The 22,452-nt window shown below is 74.2% G+C and carries 17 protein-coding genes; 13 read left to right on the top strand and 4 right to left on the bottom strand.

From position 1 onward, the window contains the following. Positions 1-63: 63 nt before the first annotated feature. Both ACIPSC_RS22250 and ACIPSC_RS22245 read left to right on the top strand, forming a co-directional pair. On the top strand, positions 64-2,877 hold the full coding sequence (locus tag ACIPSC_RS22250; protein ID WP_400827741.1) for an SdrD B-like domain-containing protein: 2,814 nt from the start codon (positions 64-66) through the stop codon (positions 2,875-2,877). 109 nt (positions 2,878-2,986) lie between these two features. Continuing rightward, positions 2,987-3,898: a hypothetical protein gene (locus ACIPSC_RS22245; protein ID WP_400827740.1), complete on the top strand. Its 912-nt coding sequence runs from the start codon at positions 2,987-2,989 to the stop codon at positions 3,896-3,898. Positions 3,899-3,943: 45 nt separating this feature from the next. Here ACIPSC_RS22245 and ACIPSC_RS22240 read toward each other — a convergent pair whose 3' ends face one another. Then, entirely contained in the window at positions 3,944-5,296 is a 1,353-nt protein-coding gene (locus ACIPSC_RS22240) for a right-handed parallel beta-helix repeat-containing protein (RefSeq protein WP_400827739.1), read from the bottom strand. A gap of 31 nt (positions 5,297-5,327) precedes the next feature. On the opposite strand from ACIPSC_RS22240, the gene ACIPSC_RS22235 reads away from it, so the two are divergent. The 7 genes from ACIPSC_RS22235 (at position 5,328) to ACIPSC_RS22205 (ending at position 11,392) form a co-directional block, all read left to right on the top strand. Next, entirely contained in the window at positions 5,328-6,563 is a 1,236-nt protein-coding gene (locus ACIPSC_RS22235; RefSeq protein ID WP_400827738.1) for a Dyp-type peroxidase, read from the top strand. 272 nt (positions 6,564-6,835) lie between these two features. Next, a complete protein-coding gene (locus ACIPSC_RS22230) occupies positions 6,836-7,207 on the top strand; it encodes a hypothetical protein (protein ID WP_400827737.1) in 372 nt (123 codons plus the stop codon). A gap of 106 nt (positions 7,208-7,313) precedes the next feature. After that, positions 7,314-8,684, top strand: coding sequence for an FAD-binding oxidoreductase (locus ACIPSC_RS22225; RefSeq protein WP_400827736.1), 1,371 nt, complete (start codon positions 7,314-7,316; stop codon positions 8,682-8,684). Between the two features lie 91 nt (positions 8,685-8,775). Next, on the top strand, positions 8,776-9,429 hold the full coding sequence (locus ACIPSC_RS22220) for a hypothetical protein (RefSeq protein WP_400827735.1): 654 nt from the start codon (positions 8,776-8,778) through the stop codon (positions 9,427-9,429). Between the two features lie 403 nt (positions 9,430-9,832). Beyond that, a complete protein-coding gene (locus ACIPSC_RS22215; RefSeq protein ID WP_400827733.1) occupies positions 9,833-10,159 on the top strand; it encodes a hypothetical protein in 327 nt (108 codons plus the stop codon). 513 nt (positions 10,160-10,672) lie between these two features. Further along, positions 10,673-10,960, top strand: coding sequence for a DNA-binding protein (locus tag ACIPSC_RS22210; protein WP_400827732.1), 288 nt, complete (start codon positions 10,673-10,675; stop codon positions 10,958-10,960). Between the two features lie 15 nt (positions 10,961-10,975). Continuing rightward, on the top strand, positions 10,976-11,392 hold the full coding sequence (locus tag ACIPSC_RS22205) for a hypothetical protein (protein WP_400827731.1): 417 nt from the start codon (positions 10,976-10,978) through the stop codon (positions 11,390-11,392). 136 nt (positions 11,393-11,528) lie between these two features. Here ACIPSC_RS22205 and ACIPSC_RS22200 read toward each other — a convergent pair whose 3' ends face one another. Beyond that, positions 11,529-12,368 carry an SDR family NAD(P)-dependent oxidoreductase gene (locus ACIPSC_RS22200; RefSeq protein ID WP_400827729.1) on the bottom strand — a complete coding sequence of 280 codons (840 nt, stop codon included), beginning with the start codon at positions 12,366-12,368 and terminating at the stop codon, positions 11,529-11,531. 163 nt (positions 12,369-12,531) lie between these two features. On the opposite strand from ACIPSC_RS22200, the gene ACIPSC_RS22195 reads away from it, so the two are divergent. Beyond that, positions 12,532-13,086 (top strand): TetR/AcrR family transcriptional regulator, encoded by a 555-nt coding sequence (locus ACIPSC_RS22195; RefSeq protein WP_400827728.1) that lies wholly within the window; start codon positions 12,532-12,534, stop codon positions 13,084-13,086. A gap of 151 nt (positions 13,087-13,237) precedes the next feature. Here ACIPSC_RS22195 and ACIPSC_RS22190 read toward each other — a convergent pair whose 3' ends face one another. After that, on the bottom strand, positions 13,238-16,546 hold the full coding sequence (locus ACIPSC_RS22190) for an AfsR/SARP family transcriptional regulator (RefSeq protein ID WP_400827727.1): 3,309 nt from the start codon (positions 16,544-16,546) through the stop codon (positions 13,238-13,240). A gap of 236 nt (positions 16,547-16,782) precedes the next feature. Between ACIPSC_RS22190 and ACIPSC_RS22185 the strand changes: the two genes are divergently transcribed. From ACIPSC_RS22185 to ACIPSC_RS22175, 3 genes are all read left to right on the top strand, one after another. After that, complete coding sequence (locus ACIPSC_RS22185; protein ID WP_400827726.1) at positions 16,783-17,913, top strand: FAD-dependent oxidoreductase; 1,131 nt, start codon at positions 16,783-16,785, stop codon at positions 17,911-17,913. Positions 17,914-17,918: 5 nt separating this feature from the next. After that, the gene (locus ACIPSC_RS22180; protein ID WP_400827898.1) at positions 17,919-19,484 is read left to right on the top strand and encodes an FAD-dependent monooxygenase; all 1,566 of its coding nucleotides are present in this window, start codon (positions 17,919-17,921) and stop codon (positions 19,482-19,484) included. Positions 19,485-19,876: 392 nt separating this feature from the next. Further along, positions 19,877-20,617, top strand: coding sequence for a DUF4232 domain-containing protein (locus ACIPSC_RS22175; RefSeq protein WP_400827724.1), 741 nt, complete (start codon positions 19,877-19,879; stop codon positions 20,615-20,617). 56 nt (positions 20,618-20,673) lie between these two features. Here the strand turns inward: ACIPSC_RS22175 and ACIPSC_RS22170 are convergent, their stop codons facing one another. Continuing rightward, on the bottom strand, positions 20,674-22,383 hold the full coding sequence (locus ACIPSC_RS22170; protein ID WP_400827897.1) for a hypothetical protein: 1,710 nt from the start codon (positions 22,381-22,383) through the stop codon (positions 20,674-20,676). Between the last annotated feature and the right edge of the window lie 69 nt (positions 22,384-22,452).

Here is a 22,452-nt window from a genome sequence, read left to right as displayed (position 1 = left end):
CCGCCACATACGAGCTCCCTCGCGAGCCCGGGCGGCAGGCCTGATTGCACGATGAGAGCAGGGATGACAAGAACACGTGCACAGGAACCCGGTGCCGCGCGCGGCCCGGAGCGACGGCGGCCGGGGGTGCTCGGCCGCCGCACCGTGGGCGGCGTCGCGGCGCTGACCGTCGGAATCGGCGCGGGCTCGCTGCTGGCGGCCCCCGCGGCCTTCCCGCAGACCGGCGACGGGACGGTGACGGTCCGCGTCGTCCGGGCCGTGGACACCAGCGGGGTGTGGAAGCCCGCGCTGGAGCCCGGCCTGGCCGGCGTGAAGGTGACCCTCACGGACGACACGGGCGCCGGCACCGAGGGCACCACGGCAGCGGACGGCACGGTGACGCTGGCACCGGCCGCGACCAAGCTCACCGGCGGCAAGTACCGTGTCCAGGTGGTGAATCCGAAGCCGGGCAAGCTCTTCCCCGCCTTCGCCTCGCGCCAGGGCCTGACCGGCGCGCCCACCCAGCTGAGCAGCAACGAGGAGTTCGTCGACCTCTCCGGCGGCAAGAACGTGGCGTACACCACCGGGCTGTGGAGCCCCGGTGACTACTGCCAGCAGAACGCTCCGCTGGTGTCCACCTGCCAGCCCACCACGCGCGAGGGCGGGGCGCAGCGCACGCTCGTGTCCTTCCCGTACAGCGCACGCGGTCAGGACGGTGTGGACGTCAACGTCACCGACCTCGCCACCAACGCCGAGACCGGCACGCTGTTCGGCATCGCGTGGAACCGGGCGGACCGCCGGGTGTTCTCCTCGGCCGTGGCCAAGCGCACCACGGACTACGGCCCCGCAGGCGCGGGCGCGATCTACGTGACCGACCCGGCGACGAAGCGGACCACCCTGTTCGCCACCGTCCCGGACGCCGGTACGACCGCCCACGGCGGCGGCACCGACGACGCGTTCCTCGCGGTGCCGGGCAAGGAGAGCCTCGGCGGCATCAAGGTCACCGACGACGGCAGGGACCTCTTCGTCGTCAACCTCAACGACCGCAGGCTCTACCGCTACGACGCCACGGTGCCCACGGCCGCCGCGCCGAAGGCCTCCTACCCGATCCCCGACCCGGGCTGCCCCGCAGCCGGCGACTGGCGCCCCTTCGGCCTCGGCCTGCAGGACGGCACCGGCTACCTCGGCGGCGTCTGCTCGGGCGAGTCGACCGGCAAGGTGTCCGACCTGCGCGCGGTGGTGCTGCCGTTCGACCTGGCCACCGGCGCCTTCGCGCCGTCGGTGCTCGACCAGCCCCTCGACTACCCGCGGCAGTCGACCGTCGGAGGGGGCCCGTGCGACGGAGCGGGCTGGTTCCCGTGGACCGGCACCTACCCGACCTCGCAGGGCGGCCGTCCGTGCGGTGCCTCCACCATCGCCCAGCCCGAACCGGAGTTGGGCGAGATCGGCTTCGAGACCGACGGCTCGATGCTCCTGTCCTTCCGCGACCGCTTCGGCGACCGCGCGCCGGCCGGTCCCACGCCCGGCTCCGCCGCCGTCGTCATGTCGGGCGGTGACCTGAACAAGGCCTGCCCGGCGAACGGCACGTACGTGATGGACACCAACAACGGTTGCGGGCTGTCCCCCCGGGGCACCCGCTTCTTCGACACCAGCTGGGGCGGCCACCGCAACACGGCGTTCGCCGGCATGGCCTTCTCCAAGGTCGAGAACACCATCGCGACCTCGGCCTTCGACCCCAACCACACCGCCCTCGGCTACGGCACGTCGTTCCTCCAGCGCAACGGCACGCAGGACCCGAAGTTCGGCCTGCGGCTCAACCCGAAGGACACCACGGCCCCGTTCGGCAAGGGCGCCTCGATGGGCGACCTGGAAGTGCTCTGCGACCAGGCCCCGCTCCAGATCGGCAACCGGGTCTGGTACGACCCCGAGCGCAGCGGTCTCCAGCTGCCGGGCCAGCGGCCCGTGCCGGGGGCGACCGTCAACCTCTACGACGAATCGGGCAAGCTCGTCGGCACCACGAAGACGACGCCGCGCGGTGAGTACTACTTCGACGACTCCAACGTCACCGGCGGCCTCAAGCCGCGCGCGAAGTACACCATCCGCCTGGACAACCCGGCCGACTACGCCAAGGGCGGTCCGCTGTACCAGTGGGTGCCGACCGACGCCGACGTCGGCGACAACCGGTTCGTCGACTCCAAGGGCGTCGTCCCGGCGGGCGGGCAGTACGCCGAACGGGCACTCACCACCGGCGGACCGGGCGAGAACGACCACACCTACGACTTCGGCTTCCGGCAGCAGGAGGGCGCGCTGCGCCTGGTCAAGCACGACCAGGACGGCAAGCCGCTGGCGGGCGCGAAGTTCCGCCTGTGGAAGGAGACCAACGGCACCGACGGGCTGCAGAGCACCGGCGAGAAGCCCGACACGGCGGTCGGCGAGCCCTGCACCACCGGGGCCGACGGCATCTGCAAGGGCAGCGGCGCGCCGGGAACGTACTACTGGCAGGAGCTGGCGCCGCCGGACGGCTACGCCGCGCCGGACGTCACGGTGTTCGGGCCGCTCGTGCTGAACGCCGACAACCTCGGCACCGGCGTCGAGGTGACGGCCGTCAACCGGCTGATCCCCACCCCGACGCCGACGCCCACGGCGAGCCCGACGGCCACGCCCACTCCGACGCCGACGCCGACCGAGACGCCCGCGCCGGCGCCGACGCAGGCTCCGGCGCCGCCCGGCCCGGGGGCCCAGCCGCCCGGTCCGGCGGCCCCCGCCCCCGGCTCGCACCTGCCCGGCACCGGTGCGAACGAGGGGATCCCGGTGCTGCTGGCCGGGGCCGGCACGCTGGCCGCCCTCGGCACGGCGCTCGTGATGCTGGCCCGCAGGCGCAGGACCGGACAGCAGTAGCACGCCCCGTGGCGGTCCTGACGGACCGGCACTGATCGGGCGGGTCCGCGGACTCCGGTCCGCGGACCCGCCCGATCGTCGTGACCGACCGACGAGAGAAGGCAAGCGCATGGCCCCGAAGACGACGGCCCGGAGGGCGGGGGCGCCGAAGGCGGAGGCCCGGAGGGCGGGGGCGCCGAAGGCGGAGGCGCCCGATGCGGAGGCCCGCAGGGCGGCGGCCACCGGCCCGGAGGACCGGAAGGCGGAGGCCGCCACCGGCAGGCCGCGCCGCCGAAGCGTCCGGTTCAAGCTCCTGGTCGCCCTCGTGGCGTGCGCCACCGCGGCGGGCGGCGTCCTCGCCTACCGGGCCGTCGTCTCCGAGGCCCCCGGCGAGCGAGCGGTGACCGTCGACGAGGCCTCCCGGCTCGCACTGTCGCGGCTGAACCTGTTCCAGGCCAGCCCGGTCACGGTGACGCTCACCGCCGCCGAGGGCGGCGACGTCGCCGTCCGGGTCGAGGGCGTCGTGGACTACCGCAACCGCCGGGGTGTGGGCCGCTACCGGGTCACCGGGGCGAACGGCCCGCTCGACCACGGCCTCGTCATCTGGGACGCCGGCGGTCTCGGGCTCGCCCCCGAACCGGCCGGTGCCGACGGCCCGGCCTGGCAGCAGGCCGAGCGCGTCCCCCGGCAGGGCTGGTCACCACGCGCCTACACCGCGGACCCGCTGGACGCCGGACTCCAGCTGATGGTCCAGCTCGGCGCCGACCGGCCGGACAACCCGCTGCTGCTCGCCCAGTCCGGCGCCCGCCGGCTCGGCAGCGACCGCCTGGACGGCCGGAGCTACGACCGGTTCTCCGGCCCGCGCGCCCAGGGCGCCGCACCCGACGGCGGGCGGTCCCCGCTGACCTACTGGGTCGACGGCGATGGCACGCTGCGGCGGGTGACCATGCGGATGCCGGGCCTGGGCACCCCGACCACGGTGGACTTCGCCGGGCGCGACGACGGCGCCAAGCTCCCCGAGGCGCCCTGGCTCACCGGCTGACCACGGCTCACCGGCTGGCCCGCCGCCGGTTCCGGCGGCCTCCCCTCAGCGCGCCGGCTGCGCCGGGAGCGCCCCGGCATCCGTCGGGAGCGGGTACGCCCCCGCGTCCACCGCCCCCGGCAGGCCGGTCGCCGGCCGGCCGGGCGCCGTCGGGTCGGGCAACGACGCCTGCGCGGGCGGCGCCGCCACCCGGCTGAACGGGACGCCGGGCGGCGCCTGGACCGGAGCCGGGCGGCCCGGGGCCAGCGGCCCGTGCCCCTGACCACCGCAGCCGGCCGCGGCCTCCAGGCCGTCCGGGCTCTGCACGGCGGGCCGGTTGCCGCTGAAGCAGTTTCCGGGGTCGGCCGAGGCGAGCACCAGGTCGGCCCCGTTGCCGTCCACCTGGTTGCCCTCGACCCGGTTGCCGCTCGCCGGGTGGCCCGCGGGGTCGGTGACGATCACCCCGGCCGCGCGGTTGCCCCGCACCAGGTTGCGCTCCACCCGGTTCGCGGTGCCACCGCCGATCCCGATGCCGATGCCGAAGCCCCCGTCCGCCTGCTCGGGCGAGTCGGCGGCGTTGTTGTCGACGACCACGTTGCCCGCGATCACCGCGCCGTGCTGCGGGGCCAGCGCCTCCAGGTCGTTGGAGTTGACCGTGACGCCCACCCGGTTGCCGGCCACGCGGTTGCCCAGGATCGACAGGCCGTCCGAGGCGTTGGTCAGCTCGACTCCGACCGCGTTGCGCTCCACGGTGTTGCCGCGCACCAGGGTGTCGCAGGGCTTGCACTGGCCGACGTAGATGCCGGAGTCCGCGTGGCCGGAGGCGTAGGACTCCTCGATCACGCCGGCGCGCGCGTCGAAGGCGTAGATGCCGTAGAGGCCGTTGTTGTAGGCCGTCACCCGCGTCGCGCGGAAGCCCTCCACGGGCGGGAAGCGGGCGGTGTCCAGCGGGTCGTACGCCGAGCCGCCCGCGCCGCGCTGCTGCAGCTTCTCGTCGGTGACGCCGGTGAACAGGACGCCGTTGGCCAGGTAGCCGTGGACGGTGAGGTTCTCCACCACCGAGCCGGGGCCGGTGACGGTGACGCCGTTGACCAGCTTGAGTCCGCCGTCGAACACCACGGCGGAGCGGTCCGTCCCGCGCACCACGATGTTGCGCTTGGTGACGCGCACGGCCTCGCGGTAGGTGCCGGGGCCGATCAGCACCGTGTCGCCCTCACGCGCGACGTCCACGGCCTTCTGGACGGTGGGGAAGTCCTCCGGCACGCGGACCACGCTCCCGGCCGGGTGCCTGGCGTCGTCCGAGGCCGGGCCCGCGGAGGAGCAGCCGGCGGTCGTCAGGGCGAGCGCGACGATCACGGCGGTCGCCGCCGTCGCCGCGGCCGGGACGGGTGACGGACGATCAGGAGACGTGGGTTGCATGGTACGTGTTCTATCGTCTCCAATAGGGCGCATGCCCACCGAACCGGAAAACGCGTCGTCGTCGAACCCGCCCGTCGCGCCCGGTCTCGGACGGCGACGGGCGCTGCTGGCGGCCGGTGCGGTACTCGCCGCCGGTGTCGGTGTGGCGGTCGGCGAACTGGCGGACGGCGAGCCGGCGGGCGGCGACCGCGGTGCGGGCCGCACCGCCGCGGCCGGCGCTCCGCCGCCCGAGCCCCCGGTCCGTTTCCACGGCGCCCGTCAGGCCGGTCTGACGTCACCCCAGCTGCCGCTGGTGCGACTCGTCGCCTTCGACCTCCCGGCGACCTCCACCGCCGCGGACCGGGCGGCCCTGCGCACCCTCCTCACCTCCTGGAGCCGCACCCTGGCCGCGGTGACGGCCGGCACCGGAGCGGCACCCGACCCACGCCTGCGGGCCGACGGCACCACCCGGCTGACCTCCCTGGTCGGCCTCGGCCCCACCCTCGCCGCCCGGCTCGGCCTCGCCGTCCCCGCCGGGCTGGCCGAGCTGCCGCCGTTCCCCGGCGACCGCCTCGACGCGGCGCGCAGCGGCGGCGACCTGCTGCTCCAGCTCTGCGCCGGCGACCACTGGACTCTCGCCGTCGTCACCGAACTCGCCACCACGGCCGCCCGTTCGGTCGGCGCCACGCCCCGCTGGTCGCAGTCCGGCTTCCTGCCCGGGACGGAGCCGGGGGCGACCCCCCGCAACCTGTTCGGCTTCAAGGACGGCACCGCCAACCCGGACGAGAACGCCGCCCGGCAGTGGGTCTGGGGCCCGCCGGGGCCGCACGAGAACGCCACCGTCCTGGTCTACCGGCGGATCCGGATGGACACCGCCGCCTTCGCCGCCCTCTCCGAGGAGAAGCAGAACCTCGCGGTGGGCCGCCGCGCCGGCGACGGCGCCCCGCTGACCGGGACCGCCGAACACGACGACCCCGACCTCTACGCCAAGCACCCGGACGGCGCCTACGTCATCCCCGCCACCGCCCACGTCCGCCTCACCGGTCCCCGCCTCGACGGCGGCGCCCGCATGCTCCGCCGGGGCTACAGCTACGACGACGGCCCCGGCGACCGCGGCCTGCTCTTCTGCGCGTTCATGCGCGACCCGGGCCAGTTCAACCGCGTGCAGGACCGCCTCGCCGCCCGCGACGCCCTCAACCCGTTCGTCGAGCACACCGCCTCCGCCGTCGCCTACGTCCTCCCCGGCGCCCCGGAGGGCACCGCCCTGGGCGATCACCTGTGGGCCTGAGGCCACGGGGCCCGAGCGCCGCGGACGGCTGACCGGGGCGGTGCGGCGGGCGTTACGCCGGGCGTGCGGCGGGGCGGCCGAGGAGGAGCCCTGGCTGGGCAGTGACGAGGTCTCCGAGCTGTGGCAGGTACGTGAGCACTGGCTGCCGAGCGTGGCTGCTCCGGCGAAGGTCCGCGTCCGCACGTACGGCGGGGAGAGCCGGGGCACGTGGGGGGCGGCGCCGACCTTCTACCGCTACCACCCGGGGGGTCGGATGTCCTGGAGGGAGCGGCGTGGCGAATGAGGACGGGGGCGGAACGGGCGACGCGCTGCCCGGGCTCTGTCCGCGGTGCGCGCAGGCCCTGGTGCGGGAGGTCACCCGGTCCGGGGCGTACGGGGGCACCAACGAGTGGTGGACGTGCCGCGGCTGCGGGTTCCTGGGGCGTCCTGACCTCCGAGGCCGCCCGGTCCTTCACCCGTTCCGGTACCTGACCGGCGAAGACGGGGACTGCCTCTTCTGCGGCTGGGAGGACTGCAACCGGGCGAGCGAAGCCTTCGTCCGGGACGGCCGGCTGTGCGAGTGGATCGTCTGCGCGGCCTGCGGCCGGGAGAACGTACGCCGGATCGAGCGCGATTCCACGGAGAGCGCCGCCCCCGGACCGTGATCCTGCGCTGCACCGCACCCCCGCGCCCGGCCGGGATGCAGCTCGTGGGTCTTGTTGCGAGGGTGGGTACAGGTGCCCGGTGGCGTCGGAAGGCGGGAAGTGCCCGATGGTGGAGCTGACCGGCCGTGTCGTGCGTCCCGGTGATTCCGATTACGCGGATGCGAGCCTCGGCTGGGACGAACTCTTCGTCCACCGCCCGCTGGCCGTCGTCTTCGCCCGGGACGACCAGGACGTGGTCAACGCCCTCACCTGGGCGCGGCGCAACGGCGTCGCGCTGCGGGTGCGCAGCGGCCGCCACAGTCTGGAGGGCTGGTCGAACGTGGACAACGGCGTCGTCGTGGACGTCAGCGGGTTGAAGTCGGTCCACATCGACGCCACCTCCCGTCTCGTACGGGTCGGCGCCGGGCTCAGCCAGCTGGAAGCCGTGACCGCGCTCGCGGGGCAGGGCCTCGCCGTGACGACGGGGACGGAGGGCAGCGTGGGCCTGTCCGGTGCGACGCTCGGCGGTGGCTTCGGCTTCCTCACCCGCTGGCTCGGCATGGCCTGCGACAGCCTCGTGGAGGCCGAGATCGTCGTCACGGCGGGTGCCGGGGACGCCGAGGTGATCAGGGCGTCGCCGGAGAGCAACCCGGACCTGTTCTGGGCGCTCCGCGGGGCGGGGAACGGCAATTTCGGGATCGTCACGTCACTCACGTACCGGGCGGTCCTGCTGCGGAGCGTGACCCATGTGCAGGCGACGTGGGAGGGCCTCGCGGACCTGGGCGGGGTTTTCGCCGCGTGGCAGCGCACGGCGCCGACCGCGGACGAGCGCCTGGGGACCCAGCTGGAGATCCGCAGGGACCGGGTCCTGTTGTTCGCGGTGCTCGTCGAGGGAGGGCCGGAAGAGGCGGAGGAGTTGCTGGCCCCGATCCTGTCGGTCGGCGGTCCGGAGGTCTCGGTGCAGGTGGGCGACTGGGGCGACGTCTACGCGGGATTCCAGATCCCGATCGAGGACGAACCCGCGTACTGGAAGTTCCTCTCGCAGTTCGCCGGGGAGCCGTTCCCGGAGGAGGCGGTCGACGTGGTCGCCTCGTTCATGCGGGACGCCCCGACGGGCCACAGCAACTTCTTCGCCCAGGCCTTCGGCGGGGCGGTCGGCAGGAGCCCCGCCGGCGGCACCGCGTTCCCGCACCGCGACGCGCTCTTCTACTCCGAGCCCGGCGTCGGCTGGGGGAAGCGCGGCCGAGGACCGGGCGTCCGCGACCCGCTCACCCCGCGGGCCCTGGCCTGGATCGCCGAGTTCGGCCGGGCGCTGCGACCCTACGTGCACGGCGCCTACGTCAACGTGCCGAACATCGGGATGCAGGACTGGGAAGCCGCCTACTGGGGGGCCGGCGTCGACCGGCTGCGCGAGGTCAAGGCGAAGTACGACCCCCACGACGTCTTCCGGTACGAGCAGAGCATCCCGCCCGCGTCGCACGGCCCCGAGCAGGCGTGACCGCCGCGCCGGCGGTCACGCCTGCTCGGGGTGAGAACGTGTCCGCGTCGTCGTGGTTCCAGCGGTCCGCGTCGCGGACGTGCTTGCTCAGGTGCTCGAACGACAGCGTCTCCCGATCGGCCAACAGGCCAGGGATCTGTTCGACCGAGCCATGGGGCAGGTAGAGGCGCATCAGGTCCACTGGATGCGTGTCGTGCGCCGTCCGCGTGAAGGATCCATCGGAAAGACCGTCCCGCACAGGTTCCTCCAGCCTTGGTGCCCTCCGCCGTGTTGCGGGCGTGATGCAAAGCTAGTGCTCAAGCCGTGGATCGCGATTGAGGGGTGCAGGGTGACGGGGTCGGTTTCGAGGCCGTCGGCGGCAACGCCGGCCGAGGTGATGCGGGCGCGGGCCGAGACGGAGGTGGACCTTCCGGCTTCGCTGGTGGCCCTGTGGAGCGTGAGGAACGGCCTTCTCGCCGAGTCCGGTGTCGCCGTGTACTCGGCCGGGGACATCGGCGAACGCAACGCCACGTACGAAGTCGCGGAGTGTGCGCCGGGTTTCCTCCTCGTCGGCGATGACAGTGGTGGCCGCGGATTCCTCCTGCGTACCGATGACGCGGACTCCGCCGTGTTCTCCTCCGGGCTGGGCGATCTGGACCCTGCGGACTTCCACGTCGTGTCCGAAGACTTCGCGTCCTGGGTCGAATCGCTCGGTCCCGCTCCTTGTAGAGACGTGGTGAACGGGCCGCTGGCGGCCCCGAGCTAGCCGTTCGGCCTCCTCCGCGGAACTATCGGCTGCCCGGGGCTGACCCTGCCAACCGTCCATGGGGCCCTCGGCCAGAACGCCATACTGCTGTTCACAGCGGCCCATCACCGCGAGATCGGCATAATCGCGCAGGTCCAACACCTCCGCCGAGGAAGCTGCCCCCACAGGCCGTGAACCCTTGGCCCGCACCTCGACCTGACGTGACACCCAACCCTCGTCGCCGGCCTCGAAGTACAGCCACAGGTCTTCGTCCCCGTCGTAGGTGCGGAACCACGTCGTCATGTCGCCATCCACCGCGGAAACAGAGCAAGGCCCGCGCCGAAGCCGCCGTGAGGCGGGCATCCGAAGCGGAAGACGTTCAGGTAGTCCTGCATCGAGCCGGTGTCCACGCCCTTCTCCGGATGTGGGGGCGGTCGGCGGGATCTCCTACGGCGCGCCGGGCGGCGGGCTGCCCGGCGGGCTGCAGCGGATCGAGTTCCGGCGCTATGCCCGGGAGATCGCCCGTTACGGCTACCGGGCCAACATGCTCGCCGGGACCGCGACCGTGTTCCGCGTCTCGGCCCTGCGGCGGTCAGGCAGGGCACGCCTGGACGGGCTCATCGGCGGCGGCACCTCGTACTACTCTCTGGCCTCGCTCACCGAGGACCCCGTAGCCCACCTCCTCGGCCCCGGCCCCGACAGGGGGCGCAGGCCGGCCGGGGTCTTGTGGGACGAGGGGGGCATCCCGTGAGGCCCCGGCCGGTGGGGAGGCAAGCCGCGCCCAGCCGTGGCGCGACTGCTCTGCTCAACAACCCGTCAAAGGGGAGTGGTGGGGCTGCTGTGACCGGAATGCTAGACCCGCACATCCGTGGTGAACAGGGCTTTGACCTGCAAGCTTTCGGCCGCGAACATGCCATCCGAAGGCGGCCGGCCCCGAGGTGGATCCAGACCGGCCCGGTCCCGAACGCGCCCCGGCCCACCGAGCAGCCGTTGACCGGTCATGAACGACCACACGCTGAGCCCCACCCACCCGCGGCCGGGACCCTGATGGCACCCCGGCGCCCCGCTCCGCCCGGCCCGGCCCGGTCCCGAACGCACCCACCAAGGCAGGCATCCCCGGACTGGCGGGATGGGCACAGCAGGCGAGCGCCAGTTGTCAAATGATCTCGATCGATGCCGGGCTCCTGCCAGGCGATCTTGACCGGTGTGAGGGTTGCGCCGGCCAGGCGTCGGCCTCGTGTGTGCCGTCGACGACAATGCATGCGTGAAGACCTGGACGGACGATCTCCCGCAGATACCTTTCGCCTACCGTAGCCTCCCGGAGGGCGGCGAGTGGATGACCCGGGAGGAGGCTGCGTCCTACCTGGGGATCGGGGAGTTCCATCTCAACGCGCTGACGCACGGTACCCACCGGATCGACATGGTCCGCACCACCGGCAAGGAGCTGGCCGTCACCCGAGCCAGTGTGGAAGCGGAAAGGCACTGGCGCGCCACCGCCCCTCGCTGGCGGAAGGCCCTGCGTTTGCTCAAGGACACCCTCAAGGCGATGTGAGGAGCATCCTTGGGCTTGGCGGGACCGATGGGGCCGGTCGACCCGTGCGGCATGGTCCTCGGGGACGCCCCCGCTCTGGACTCGTTCGTCGGACTGAATGGTGAATCCGTCGACGGACTCGCCGACGTCACCTACTGGGGAAGGCACGCGGGCGACGCCCACACCCACCTCGGTGGCGAGCGGACATTCCAGTACGGCGGACAGAGACCCTACGGGCGGCCGGCCCCGCTCGCCATCGCCCTCGGCGACTCCCCCGCCGGCCTCGCGGCGTGGATGGTCGAGAAGCTGGAGTCCTGGTTGCGCCTCGCGCAGGAAGTCCGCGGCGACCGCACTGCTCCCCTGGACGAGCCTCGTGGCGCTCGGCCGGGAGTCCCGGCCGAGCGCCACAAGCGTGTTCGGGGGTGGCGCTTCCTCGCGTACGCCGACCAGTGATCCGTGAGGCAGCGGGGTGTCGGAGCGTGGCACCGGCACAGAGGGCTGCTGCGGCGAGCCCCTGGGGTACGGCGCGGAGGTTGATCACGCCGTCCCGGCGTCGTTGCAGCCTCAGGGGTCATGGGGGTCGCGAGTGTCATGCCGCGGCCCTGCCGGCGTCCACCGCTGTACGGGGGTCCGTGGCCTGCGTGACCTCGTTGTCGAGCACCTTGCGGGTGATGCGCTCTGCCATGGCGGCGACCAGTGTCCGGGGCCGGCGTGGTGTCAGGTGGCCGCCGAGTGCGTTGCCGAGGCCGGGGGTCACGTAGGCGCGGTCGCGGTCGAGTGCCGCCAGCGCGGCCCGTACGACCGGTTCGGGCGTGGAGAACTTCCCGGTGACGGCGGCCTTGCGGGTACCGATGGTGTCGAAGAAGGAGGTCTCCACCGGGCCGGGGCAGACCGCCAGGACGCGAATGCCTCGGCGCCGGTATTCCTGACGCAGGGCCAGGCTGAAGTTGAGGAGGAAGGTCTTCGACGAGCCGTAGGTCGCGAAGTAGGGGGCGGGCTGGTAGGCGGCCGTGGAGGCGACGTTGACGACGGCGCCCGATCCGCGCCGCAGCATGCCGGGGATCAGTTCGTGGGCGAGGTCCACCGGTGCCACGACGTTGACCATCAGCTGGTCGTGGTCGCGCCGGCCGGGGATCTCCTCGAAGCGGCCGCAGGTGCCGAAGCCCGCGTTGTTGACCAGGAGGTCGACGGCGAGGCCCCGGTCGGCCAACGCGGCACCGATCCGCCGGGCGGCGTCGGGCTCGGTGAGGTCCTGGACCAGGACCTCGGCTCGGACGCCGTGCTCGGCCCGCAGGCGTTCGGCGAGCGCCTGGAGCCGGTCGCCGGAGCGGGCGACCAGGACCAGGTCGTGGCGGCGTGCTGCCAGCTGGGCGGCGAACTCCGCACCGAGGCCCGAGGAAGCGCCGGTGACGAGAGCGGTGCTGTTCATGGTGAAGCTCCTTCGCTGAGCTGGTGCACTGCGGGGTAACTGCGACACGACAGTATCAGCTATCTCAATATCTGCAACACGCATGACGCAGCTTGGGATCGACCTGCGGCGCAGCTGTATCATTTCCTTCCGCTTGTGATCAGGCGCGACGAGGAGGCAGGGCATGGGACGACCGCTACGGGCGGACGCGGAGCGGAGCGTGCGCGCGATCCTGGAGGCCGCGGAACGGGTCCTCGCGGAGAACCCGGCCGCCTCCATGGAACAGATCGCCGAGGCCTCGGGAGTGGCCCGCACCACCGTCCACCGGCGCTTCGCCAGCCGGCAGGTGCTGATCGACACGCTCGCCGCCTCGGCCGTCGAACGACTCGCGCAGGCCGTCGAGGACAGCCGCCCGGACACCGCACCGCCGCTGGTCGTCCTCCACCGGGCCACCGTGAACGTGCTCCGGGTCAAGAGCGCCTTCGGCTTCGCCCTCGGCCAGCCGGTCGAGCCGGGCGGTGCGGTGGCCGAGACCTGGGAGGGCATCACCACCCGCTGCCTGGAGCTGCTCGCCGCGGCCCGGGAGGAGGGCCTGCTCGACCCGGCGGTGGACCTCGACTGGGCGCGGCGCGTCTACTACGCCCTGATCGGCGAGGCCCTGAACGGCCCCGAGGGCGACCCCGACGTGCTGGCGACCAAGGTCGTGGACACCCTGCTGCACGGCCTCGGCCCCCGCTGATCAGGGAACGGCGCCGGCCCCCACGCCGAACGCCCGTGAAACGCGGGGGAACCACATCGAGCCCGGTCGCGCGCCTCGCGGTCGACACGGCGAATCGCCCGGCATCGGGGCCGGGGCAGGCACGGACCCCGGACGGCGTGGCGGGGGTCGGTCAGTGTGTCCGGTGGTCTCCGGGGATCCGGGTGGGGTCGGCCTTGGTGGTGGCTGTCGTGCGGTTCAGCTTCCAGCCTTCTTCGTAGGCGGCGGCGAAGGTGTCCGTGCCCAGCGCGGCGCGGCCGGTGCGGGTGAGGTCGCGTACCTGGGGGTCGGTGTGGTCGTGGGTGCCGCGCAGGCGGGAGGCGGCGCCGAGGCGGAGTGCGGCCTGGTGGTGCAGTGCGTGCGCGTCGGCGAGCGCGGCCGTGTGCACGGCCACGACGGCCAGGACGGGCAGGTCCCGGGTGCGCAGCGCGGCCGTGTAGGCGGTCGCCAGGGCCGTGCGTGCGCCGGGCCGGTCGCCGGTCCGGAGGCGGAGTGAGGCGCGTGCGGTGCCGATCAGCGTGCGGGCGTGGTCTGCGGGGAAGGGGGTGCCGTCGGGCAGGTCCCGTTCGGCGGAGTCGAGGAGTTCCCGGGCCCGGTCCAGGTCGCCGAGGCGCACCAGGAAGCCGGCTTCCCACGCGTGGACGAGGAGGAGGAGCGCCGGGGACTGCGTGCGCAGCGCCCGCTCCCGCGCCGAGTCGATCATCTCGGTCACCAGGCCGGTGTCGCCGCGCCGTAGGTGCAGGTCGATCCAGCGCAGGTCGGCGAAGACTTCGTCGGTGCGGCTGAGCGAGCCGAACCCGGCTGCCAGGGAGCGGGCTTCGTGCAGGTCGGCCAGTGCGCCGTCGAGGTCGCCGTCGTACTGCCGGAGCCGGGCGCGCATCGGCAGCGCCTCGGCCTGGCCCCAGCGGTCGCCGACCTGCCGGAAGCGGGCCAGTGCGGTCTCCACGTCGGCGCGGGTCCGGTCGAGTTCGCCCGTGTTCTCGGCGAACTCGGCGCGGAACTTGCGGGCCAGCCCGGCGAGCCACGCGTCGTCGCCGTCGGCGAGGCGCTCGATGATCGCGGGTGTGGTGTTCTCCCCCGGTGTCCTTTCGGCCTGGAGGAAGGCGAGCGGGAGCGCGGCGAGCGCGCCGTAGGGGCCGGGCAGTTCCGGACGGGCGGTCAGCCGGTCGGCCAGTTCGAGGATGGCGGCCCGGTCGTCCGCGGCTTGCGCGGTCGCCGTGGCCGGCCGGGTGGCGGCCCGGTTGAGCAGGTGGATCGCGTGGGCGCACTCGCGCTCGGGGGTGGGTCCGCCGCCGGGGACCGCGAGCGCCTCGCCGAGCCAGTGGGCCGCGTCGGACGTGCGGCCCAGCATCTGCCAGTACCAGGTGAGGTCGAGGGCCAGGGCGAGGGCGCCGGGCGCGTCGCCGGTGTCGCAGCGTCGGCGCAGGGCGGCGAGCGTGTTGTCGTACTCGGCGCCGATCGTGTGCAGGGCCGCCGGCTGGTCGGGCCCGCGCAGCCGGGGGTCGTGGCGGGCCATCAGTGCGGCGAAGTGGTCGGCGGCCAGGTCGCGGACGGTGCCGAGGGTGTCCGCGCCGGCCAGCCGGTCGGTGCCGTACTCCCGGAGTGTCTCCAGCATCCGGTAGCGGCCCGGGGCGGTGGGTGCGAGCTGGAGCAGTGACCGGTCGACCAGGCCCGCGAGCAGTTCGGGGACGTCGGCGGCCGGCACCGCCGTGCCGGCGCAGAGGGCGGTGGCCGAGGCGGCGGTGACACCGCCGGGCAGGATCGAGACGCGGTCGGCGACAGTGCGCTCGTGCTCGCCGAGCAGGTCCCAGCTCCAGGCGATGACCGCGCGCAGGGTGCGATGGCGGGGCAGGGCGGTGCGGCTGCCGGTGGTGAGCAGCCGGAACCGGTCGGACAGCCCGTCGGCCAGCTCGGGCAGCGACAGCGTCCGCAGCCGCGCCGCGGCCAGTTCGAGGGCCAGTGGCATCCCGTCCAGGGCGCGCACCACCTGTCGGACCTCGGGCAGTGTCGCCTCGTCGACGTCGAAGCCGGGGCGCACGGCGGCGGCCCGCTCGGTGAACAGGCGTACGGCCTCCGCCTGCCGGGTCTGCCCGACGTCGTCGTCCGGGCCGGGCAGGGTGAGGGGTCCGAGCGGCACCAGCGCCTCGCCGTCGACCGCGAGTGGTTCGCGGCTGGTGGCGAGCACGCTCAGCCCGGGGCAGCGGGGCAGCAGCACCGCGACCAGGTGGGCCACGGCGTCGATCAGGTGCTCGCAGTTGTCGACGAGCAGCAGGCTCTCCCGTCCGCGGAGCCGGTCCACGAGCAGGTGCAGGTCGTCGCTCTCGCCGCGGGGCCGGGCCTCGAACACCGCGCCGGCGCGCAGTCCGGTCCCGGCGAGCACGGCTGCGCCGACCTTGGCCGGCTCGGTGACCGGGGCGAGGTCGATCAGCCAGGTGCCGTCGCGGTACGCCCGGTGCCGGCGGCGGGCCGCCTCGACGGCGAGCCGGGTCTTGCCGGCGCCGCCGGGGCCGTGCACGGTGACCAGGCGGCCCGTGGTGAGCAGGGTGTCGATCCGGGCGAGGTCGTCGTCGCGTCCGACGAAGCCGGTCAGCGGCGTGGGCAGGTTGGTCGCCGCGGTCGGTGCGGTCGCCGTGGTCCGTGCGGGACCGGCAGGACCGGCGGGATCGGCTGCCGGGGTGGTCGGGGCGGTGCGGTCGGCGCGCAGCAGGCCTACATGGCGTTCGCGTAGGGCGGCGCCCGGTTCGGTGCCGAGTTCGGCGGCGAGGGTTTCGCGGATCTGCGCGTAGCGGGCCAGGGCCTCGGACTGGCGGCCCTGGGCGGCGAGTGCGTCCAACAGCACGACGGCCGCCCGCTCGTGGACCGGCTGCTCGGCGAGCAGCGCGGTCAGCCGGGCGGCGGCCGCGTCGGCCCGGCCCAGGGACAGCTCGGCGTCGGCGAGGTCGACCACCGCCTCGACCGAGGCGTGGGCCAGCCGGGTCGCGGCGGCGGGTGCCACCGCGGCGACGGCCACCGGCTCAGCGCCCGGGTGATCGCCCCAGAGCGTCACGGCCTCGCCGAGCGCGGCCGCCGCGGCGTGACGGTCGCCGGTGCGCAGGCGGTCCCGGCCGGTGGCGGTGAGCTGCTCGAACCGCAGCGCGTCCACGTCGGCCGCATCCACGTCCAGCCGGTAGCCGCCCGCGTTCTGGGTGACGGCGGCGGCCGAGCCGAGGGTCCGGCGCAGTCGTGAGACGAGGGCCTGCAGGGCGTGGGCGGGGTCGGCCGGCGGTGTCTCGGCCCAGATCGCGTCGATCAGGGTGCCCGGTGCGACCGCGCGGCCGCCGGCCAGGGCCAGCCGTACGAGCAGTGCCTGCAACCGCGCACCCGGCACGGGCAGGGCGGCGTCGCCGCGGGACGCGTCGAGGCCGCCGAGCAGCGTGATGCGAAGCCGGGTGTCGCCGTCCATCCTCCGATCCTCCCGTGCGCGGCCTCGGGTTCCCAAACGGGTTCCCGAACGGGTCGCCACATCGGTGCGCTGCCTTGGCATCCGGCGGGGCACGCGGCCGTGGGAGCAGCACGGGAGTCGCTGTCAGCGCTGTGTGAGCCCCGTGTGAGCGGCCCGCGTCAGTCTTCGGATGCCTGCCCGTGCGCAGGTGGCCGGCCGGGGTCCGCCGGGCGGCCCGACCCATGGGAGTCATCATCTTGAACAGCCCTGTCACGATCATCGGCGCCGGACTGGGCGGACTCGTCCTGGCCCGCGTCCTGCACGTCAACGGCATTGCGTCCAGGGTCTACGAGGCCGATCCCTCCGCGGCCGCGCGCAAGCAGGGCGGCATGCTCGACATCCACGACCACAACGGGCAACTCGCCCTCCGAGCCGCCGGTCTGACGGAGGAGTTCCGCGCCATCGTCATCGGGGGCCGCCAGGCGATGCGGGTCCTCGATCAGGACGGGACCGTCCTGCTGGACAAGGCCGACGACGACGGCGGTGGTCGCCCCGAGGTGATGCGCGGTGCCCTGCGGCGGATGCTGCTCGACTCGCTCCCGGCGGACACCGTTCGGTGGGACCACAAGGTCTGCGGTGTCCGTGGGCTCGGCGGCGGCGGTCACGCGGTGACGTTCGCCTGCGGGTGCACCGTCGTCGCCGGCCTGCTGGTCGGCGCGGACGGCGCGTGGTCCCGGGTCCGGCCGCTGCTGTGCGACGCCACCCCCGAGTACGCCGGCACGTCGTTCGTGGAGACCTACCTGTTCGAGGCCGACACCCGGCACCCGGCCGCCTCCCGGGCGGTGGGCGGCGGGTCGATGATCGCGCCCTCGCCGGGCAAGGAGATCTTCGCCCACCGGGAGAGCGGCGCCACCCTGCACGCCTATGTGCAACTCACCCGGGAGCGGGACTGGTTCGCCGCCGTCGACTTCACCGACGCCGCCGCGGCCACCGCGCGGATCGCCCAGGAGTTCGACGGCTGGGCGCCGGAACTCACCGCCCTGATCACCGACACCGACACCGCCCCGGTACTGCGCCCCCACTACGCCCTGCCGACCGGGCTCCGGTGGGACCGGGTGCCGGGGGTGACCCTGCTCGGCGACGCCGCCCACCTCGCAGCCCCGAACGGCGAGGGCGCCAACCTGGCCATGCTCGACGGCGCCGAACTCGGCACGGCCCTCGCCGCGCACCCCGACGACGTCGAGGCCGCACTCACCGCGTACGAGGAGGCGATGTTCCTGCGCCCCACCGAGGAAGCCGTGTTCGAAGGTGCCGAGGCCCGGGCGGTGGACTCCGAGGGCAACACGGCCCGGGGTCTGGTGGCCCTGCTCGACGAGCAGGGCCGGTGAGCCGCGTGTACGACGTCGTGATCGTGGGCGCCGGCCCGGTCGGCCTGTTCCTCGCCTGCGAACTCGGCCTGGCGGGCTGCTCCGTCCTGGTCCTGGAGCGGGAGCCGGCGCTCCGCTCCCCCTGGAAGGCGGACCCGCTCGGGATGCGGGGGCTGTCCGCCGCGTCGGTGGCCGCGTTCCACCGCCGTGGGATGCTGCACCGGCTGCTGACGGCCTCGGGCGTCGACGACGACTCCGGCACCGATTCGGGTGCGGGCTCCGACGCGGATTCGGGAATTGATCGGCCGTCACCTCCTCGGAGCGCAGGCCATTTCGCCGGTGTGATGCTCGATCCGGCCGACATCGACGTCACCGCCCTGCCGTTCCGGCTCCCCGGTCCGGCGTCCGAGGGCGTGCTGACGACCCTCGAAGCAGTCGGGACGACGCTGTCCGAGCGGGCGGCCGGGCTCGGGGTGGAGGTCGAACACGGCGTCACGGTCTCGGGCGTCACCCAGGACGGCCAGAGCGTGGTCGTGCGGGGCGGCGGGCGCACGTACACGGCGCGCTGGCTCGTCGGCTGCGACGGCGGACGCAGCACCGTGCGAGGGCTCGCGGGCTTCGACTTCGTCGGCAGCGAACCGCAGTTCACCGGCTACGTCATGCTCGCCACCGTTGCCGGCCCCGAGAAGCTGCGCCCCGGGTTCAACCTGACCCCGACCGGCATGTACCTGCACATGCCGGCGAAGGACTACATCGGCGTGCTGGACTGCGACGGCGGCGCGTTCGACCGCTCGCAGCGGCCGACCCGCGAGCATCTCCAGACGGTTCTGCGCCGGGTGTCCGGAACGGACGTGACGCTGGGCGACGTCCGGCTCGTGTCGACCTTCACCGACCGGGCGATGCAGACGACGACCTACCGGAGAGGGCGGATCCTGCTCGCGGGGGACGCCGCGCACATCCACTCCCCGCTCGGAGCGCAGGGCCTCAACCTCGGCATCGGCGACGCGATGAACCTCGGCTGGAAGCTCGCGGCGACCGTGCACGGCCACGCCCCGGACGGGCTGCTCGACACCTACACCCTCGAACGCCGTCCGGTCGGCGCGTCGGCCCTCGACTGGACGCGAGCACAGGCCGCGGCCATGAAGCCGGACCCCCACGGCCAGGCCGTCCAGCACGTGATCCGCGACCTGATCGGGACGCGGGACGGAACGACCTACGTGTTCCTGCGGGCATCGGGGGCGACGATCCGCTACGACCTGGGCGGCGAGCACCCGCTGGTCGGCCGCGACGCGCCGGACCTCCGCCTGGCGGACGGCACCCGTCTCGCGGACCTGATGCACGACGGACGGGGCGTCGTCCTCGACTTCACCGCCGAGCGGTCCCTGCACGGTCCGGCCGCGCGCCGGGAGCGCCGGCTCCGGTACGCGGCCGGGCCGGCGCGGAACGACCTCGGGCTGGGCGCCGTGCTCGTCCGGCCCGACGGCACGGTCGCCTGGGCGACCACCGACCGCCGCCCCGGCCACACGGAGTTCGAGCAGACCGTGGACCGCTGGTTCGGTGCCCCCGACCCCGGGCTGAGGGGAGCACTCTGACCATCGCCTCGGGCCGGGCAGCGCTGTGCGATCCGGTCACCGACAGCGGGCCGCCAAAGACTCGCCCGCAGCGCGCGGCCGCTCCCCCGGCCTTCGAGCGGGAGGTTCTTCGGGACGTGTGGTCAAGGTCGTCCGGGTCACGGGTCTGTCCCGGCGGACGGCGACGGCGTCGGCGGTGCGCGGCGGTGGCGTGAACGGGCGTCAGGGCAGGTCGGCGGCGGGGTGCGGCGCAGCACGGCCTGCGCCGGCGCGGGTGGTTTCCGGCCGTACATGTCACAGCACTGTCCTGGGGGCGGCCGGGACGGAACGGTTCTTCCGGGCGGGCGGTCCTGGTCTTCGGAAACCCGCTCGCACCGAGCACCAGGCACTGCCGTCCTATCGGAGGAAACACCGTGCGCGTCCGCAAGTCCGCCTTCGCCGTCCTGGCCGTCGCCGCCGCTCTCTCGCTCACCGCCTGCCAGGACGACGAGACGGGCACCGCACAAGGCGCTCCGACCGCCGCCCCGGCCACCGCCCCGGTCGCGGCCACCGGCGCCCCCAGCGGCGGCCCGGCCTCGGGCGGTCCGGCCTCGGGCGGTCCGGCCTCGGGCGGTCCGGCCGCAGGTAGTCCGGCCGCAGGTAGTTCGGGGAAGGGCAGCACACCGCCCGCCGCCACACCGCCTGCGGCCGCATCGCCCACCGCCGCGCCGGCCGGCTCCACCGGTGCCGGGAAGACCGGCAAGTGCCGGACCGCGGACCTGACCATCACCGCCGCGGACCGCACCATCACCGGCGACGCCGAGAACACCGTCGTGGTCGAGCTGAAGAACCACAGCGGCAAGGCCTGCACGCTCTCCGGGTACGCGGGCGTCGACCTGAAGACCTCCGCGGGCACGCTGTCCGCGAAGCGCTTCGGCGAGCCGGTCGTCGAGGGCGTCGTGCCGAACGGCAAGTCGACGTACTTCGGCATCAGTTACCCGGCCAACACCTCGGGCGGCTCCGGCGTCCGGATCACCGGCCTGGTGGTGACCCCGCCGGACGAGACCCAGTCGGTCACCCTGCCCTGGCCGGGCGCCGGCTCGCTGCCCGTCACGAACGGCAGCGGCGCGCCGGTGAAGATCGGCCCGATGGGAAGCGCCGGCCAGGGCGAGTGACCGCAGGCACCCTGCCCCGGCCCCGGCTCCGGCGCGGCAGGCCCCGGCCGGTCGGGTCAGCGCATCCGGAACACCGGCCCGCGCGGCGTGAACGGCAGCCCGGCGCCCTGCGGGACCAGGTACGCGTGCTCCCGCCGCACCCGCAGCACGTCGCACTCGCCGTCGGTGATCACCAGGACCGGTGCGCCGGGCGGGAAGTCCTCGGCCCGCTCCAGCAGGTCGACGCCGGGCTGCAGCACGGTGCCGCCGCGTCCGCGTACCCGGGCCCGGGCGGCGATGTCATCCACCGGCAGGAAGCCCGCGTCGTGCGGCGCGGCGTCGCAGTACACCACCCGGGCCGCCGGAACGTCCCGGGCGGCGGCGTACGAGGCGATGGCGCCGAGCGCCTTGCCGAGCAGGGTGCGGCTCATCGAGCCCGAGGTGTCGAGGACGACGCCGAAGGTGCAGCGGGCCACCTCCTCGGGCGGGAAGTACCGCCCGGCGCGCGGGATGTCCGGGGTGGAGGCCTGCCGCCGGGAGGGCCGGGCAAAGCTCCGCACGGCCGTCGGCGAGGGGACGAACTCGTCGAACCAGCGGGCCAGTTGCGCGTCCCAGGGCAGTGGCGGATGGGCCAGTGCCCGGATCTCCTCCACCAACCCGGCCGGGAGCAGCCCGCGTTCGCGTCGGTGCAGCTCGAAGCCCTGCTGCAGACCGCGCCGGTAGAAGTCGTCCAGGTCGACGTAGTCGCGCGGTGCACCGAGCGGTTCGCCCAGGACGTCCGGCCGGCCCTTCCCGGCCAGGGTGGCCAGTCGGCGCAGCCGGCGCTGGTCGCGGACGATCCGGTCGTAGACCTCCTCCGTCGACAGGCCCTTCAACTTCGGGTCGTGGAGCAGTCCTTCGGGCATCTCGCCGACACCCATCTCGACCAGCCAGCCGTTGATCACGTAGTCGGCGGCCACGTTGAACAGGTACGGGTCGCGGGCACCGCAGCGCTCGGAGTGTTTGAGCGCGGCGTGCAGCATCTCGTGGCCGAGGATGAACCGCCACTCCTCGTCGCTGTGGTGGCGCAGCGGGTTGAGGTAGATCTCGCCGGCCTCGGCGTTGACCGCGGCGACTGAGATGCCCTGGGCGCGGGCGAGTTCGGCGTCGGCGACCAGTGTCATGCCGGCCGCGATGCCGCCGAGCAGCGGATAGGAGGAGATGAACCAGTTGAGCGCGCGGGTCCACGGCCGTTCCGGGAGCCGGGCACCGGTCAGCTCCTCGCGTCGCCCGCCGGCCACGTCCATCGCGGCGGACATGGTGCGGGTGAGCGCGGCGGCGAAGCCGACCGTCCAGTCCTCGGGCGCCCAGTGCGGGTGGTGGGAGGCCAGTACCTGGTCGCTGCCGCGTCCGGCGGTGCCGGGGACCCGGGGCAGGCCGTCGCGGCGCCAGCGGGCGGCCAGCTCCTCCTCGTCGCCGCGCACCGCCGGCGGTAGTTCGAAGGGTGCCCGGCCGATCGCGAAGGAGGCCAGGAAGCGGTTGACGACCGCGCAGCGGGCGGCCAGCTCGTACGCGTCGCCGGCCTTGCGCGGGGTGCCGGCGGCGGGCACGTGGCCGAAGCCCAGGTGCAGCAGGCAGTGGGCCAACACCCAGGCCCACTCGGCGGGTTCGGCCCGGCGGCGGACGTTGACGTGCACGTAGCCGGCGGAGTCGACCGCGGCCCAGCCGTCCTCGGGTGTCCGGGTGCAGTCGGGGTCGCGGCAGAACTGGGCGTCGATCGAGGCGAGGGCGTGGTTGCCGCGCAGCATCGCCAGTCCGTCGGCGTACGCCTCGGCGGCCGGGTCAGGGCGGGTCGGGGCGGGTTTCACCGGCGGGCC

Source organism: Kitasatospora sp. NPDC090091, assembly GCF_044747365.1.
Taxonomy (GTDB): domain Bacteria; phylum Actinomycetota; class Actinomycetes; order Streptomycetales; family Streptomycetaceae; genus Kitasatospora.
Note: the sequence above shows the minus strand (reverse complement) of the source record. Positions and strands in the feature narration are given on the sequence as shown.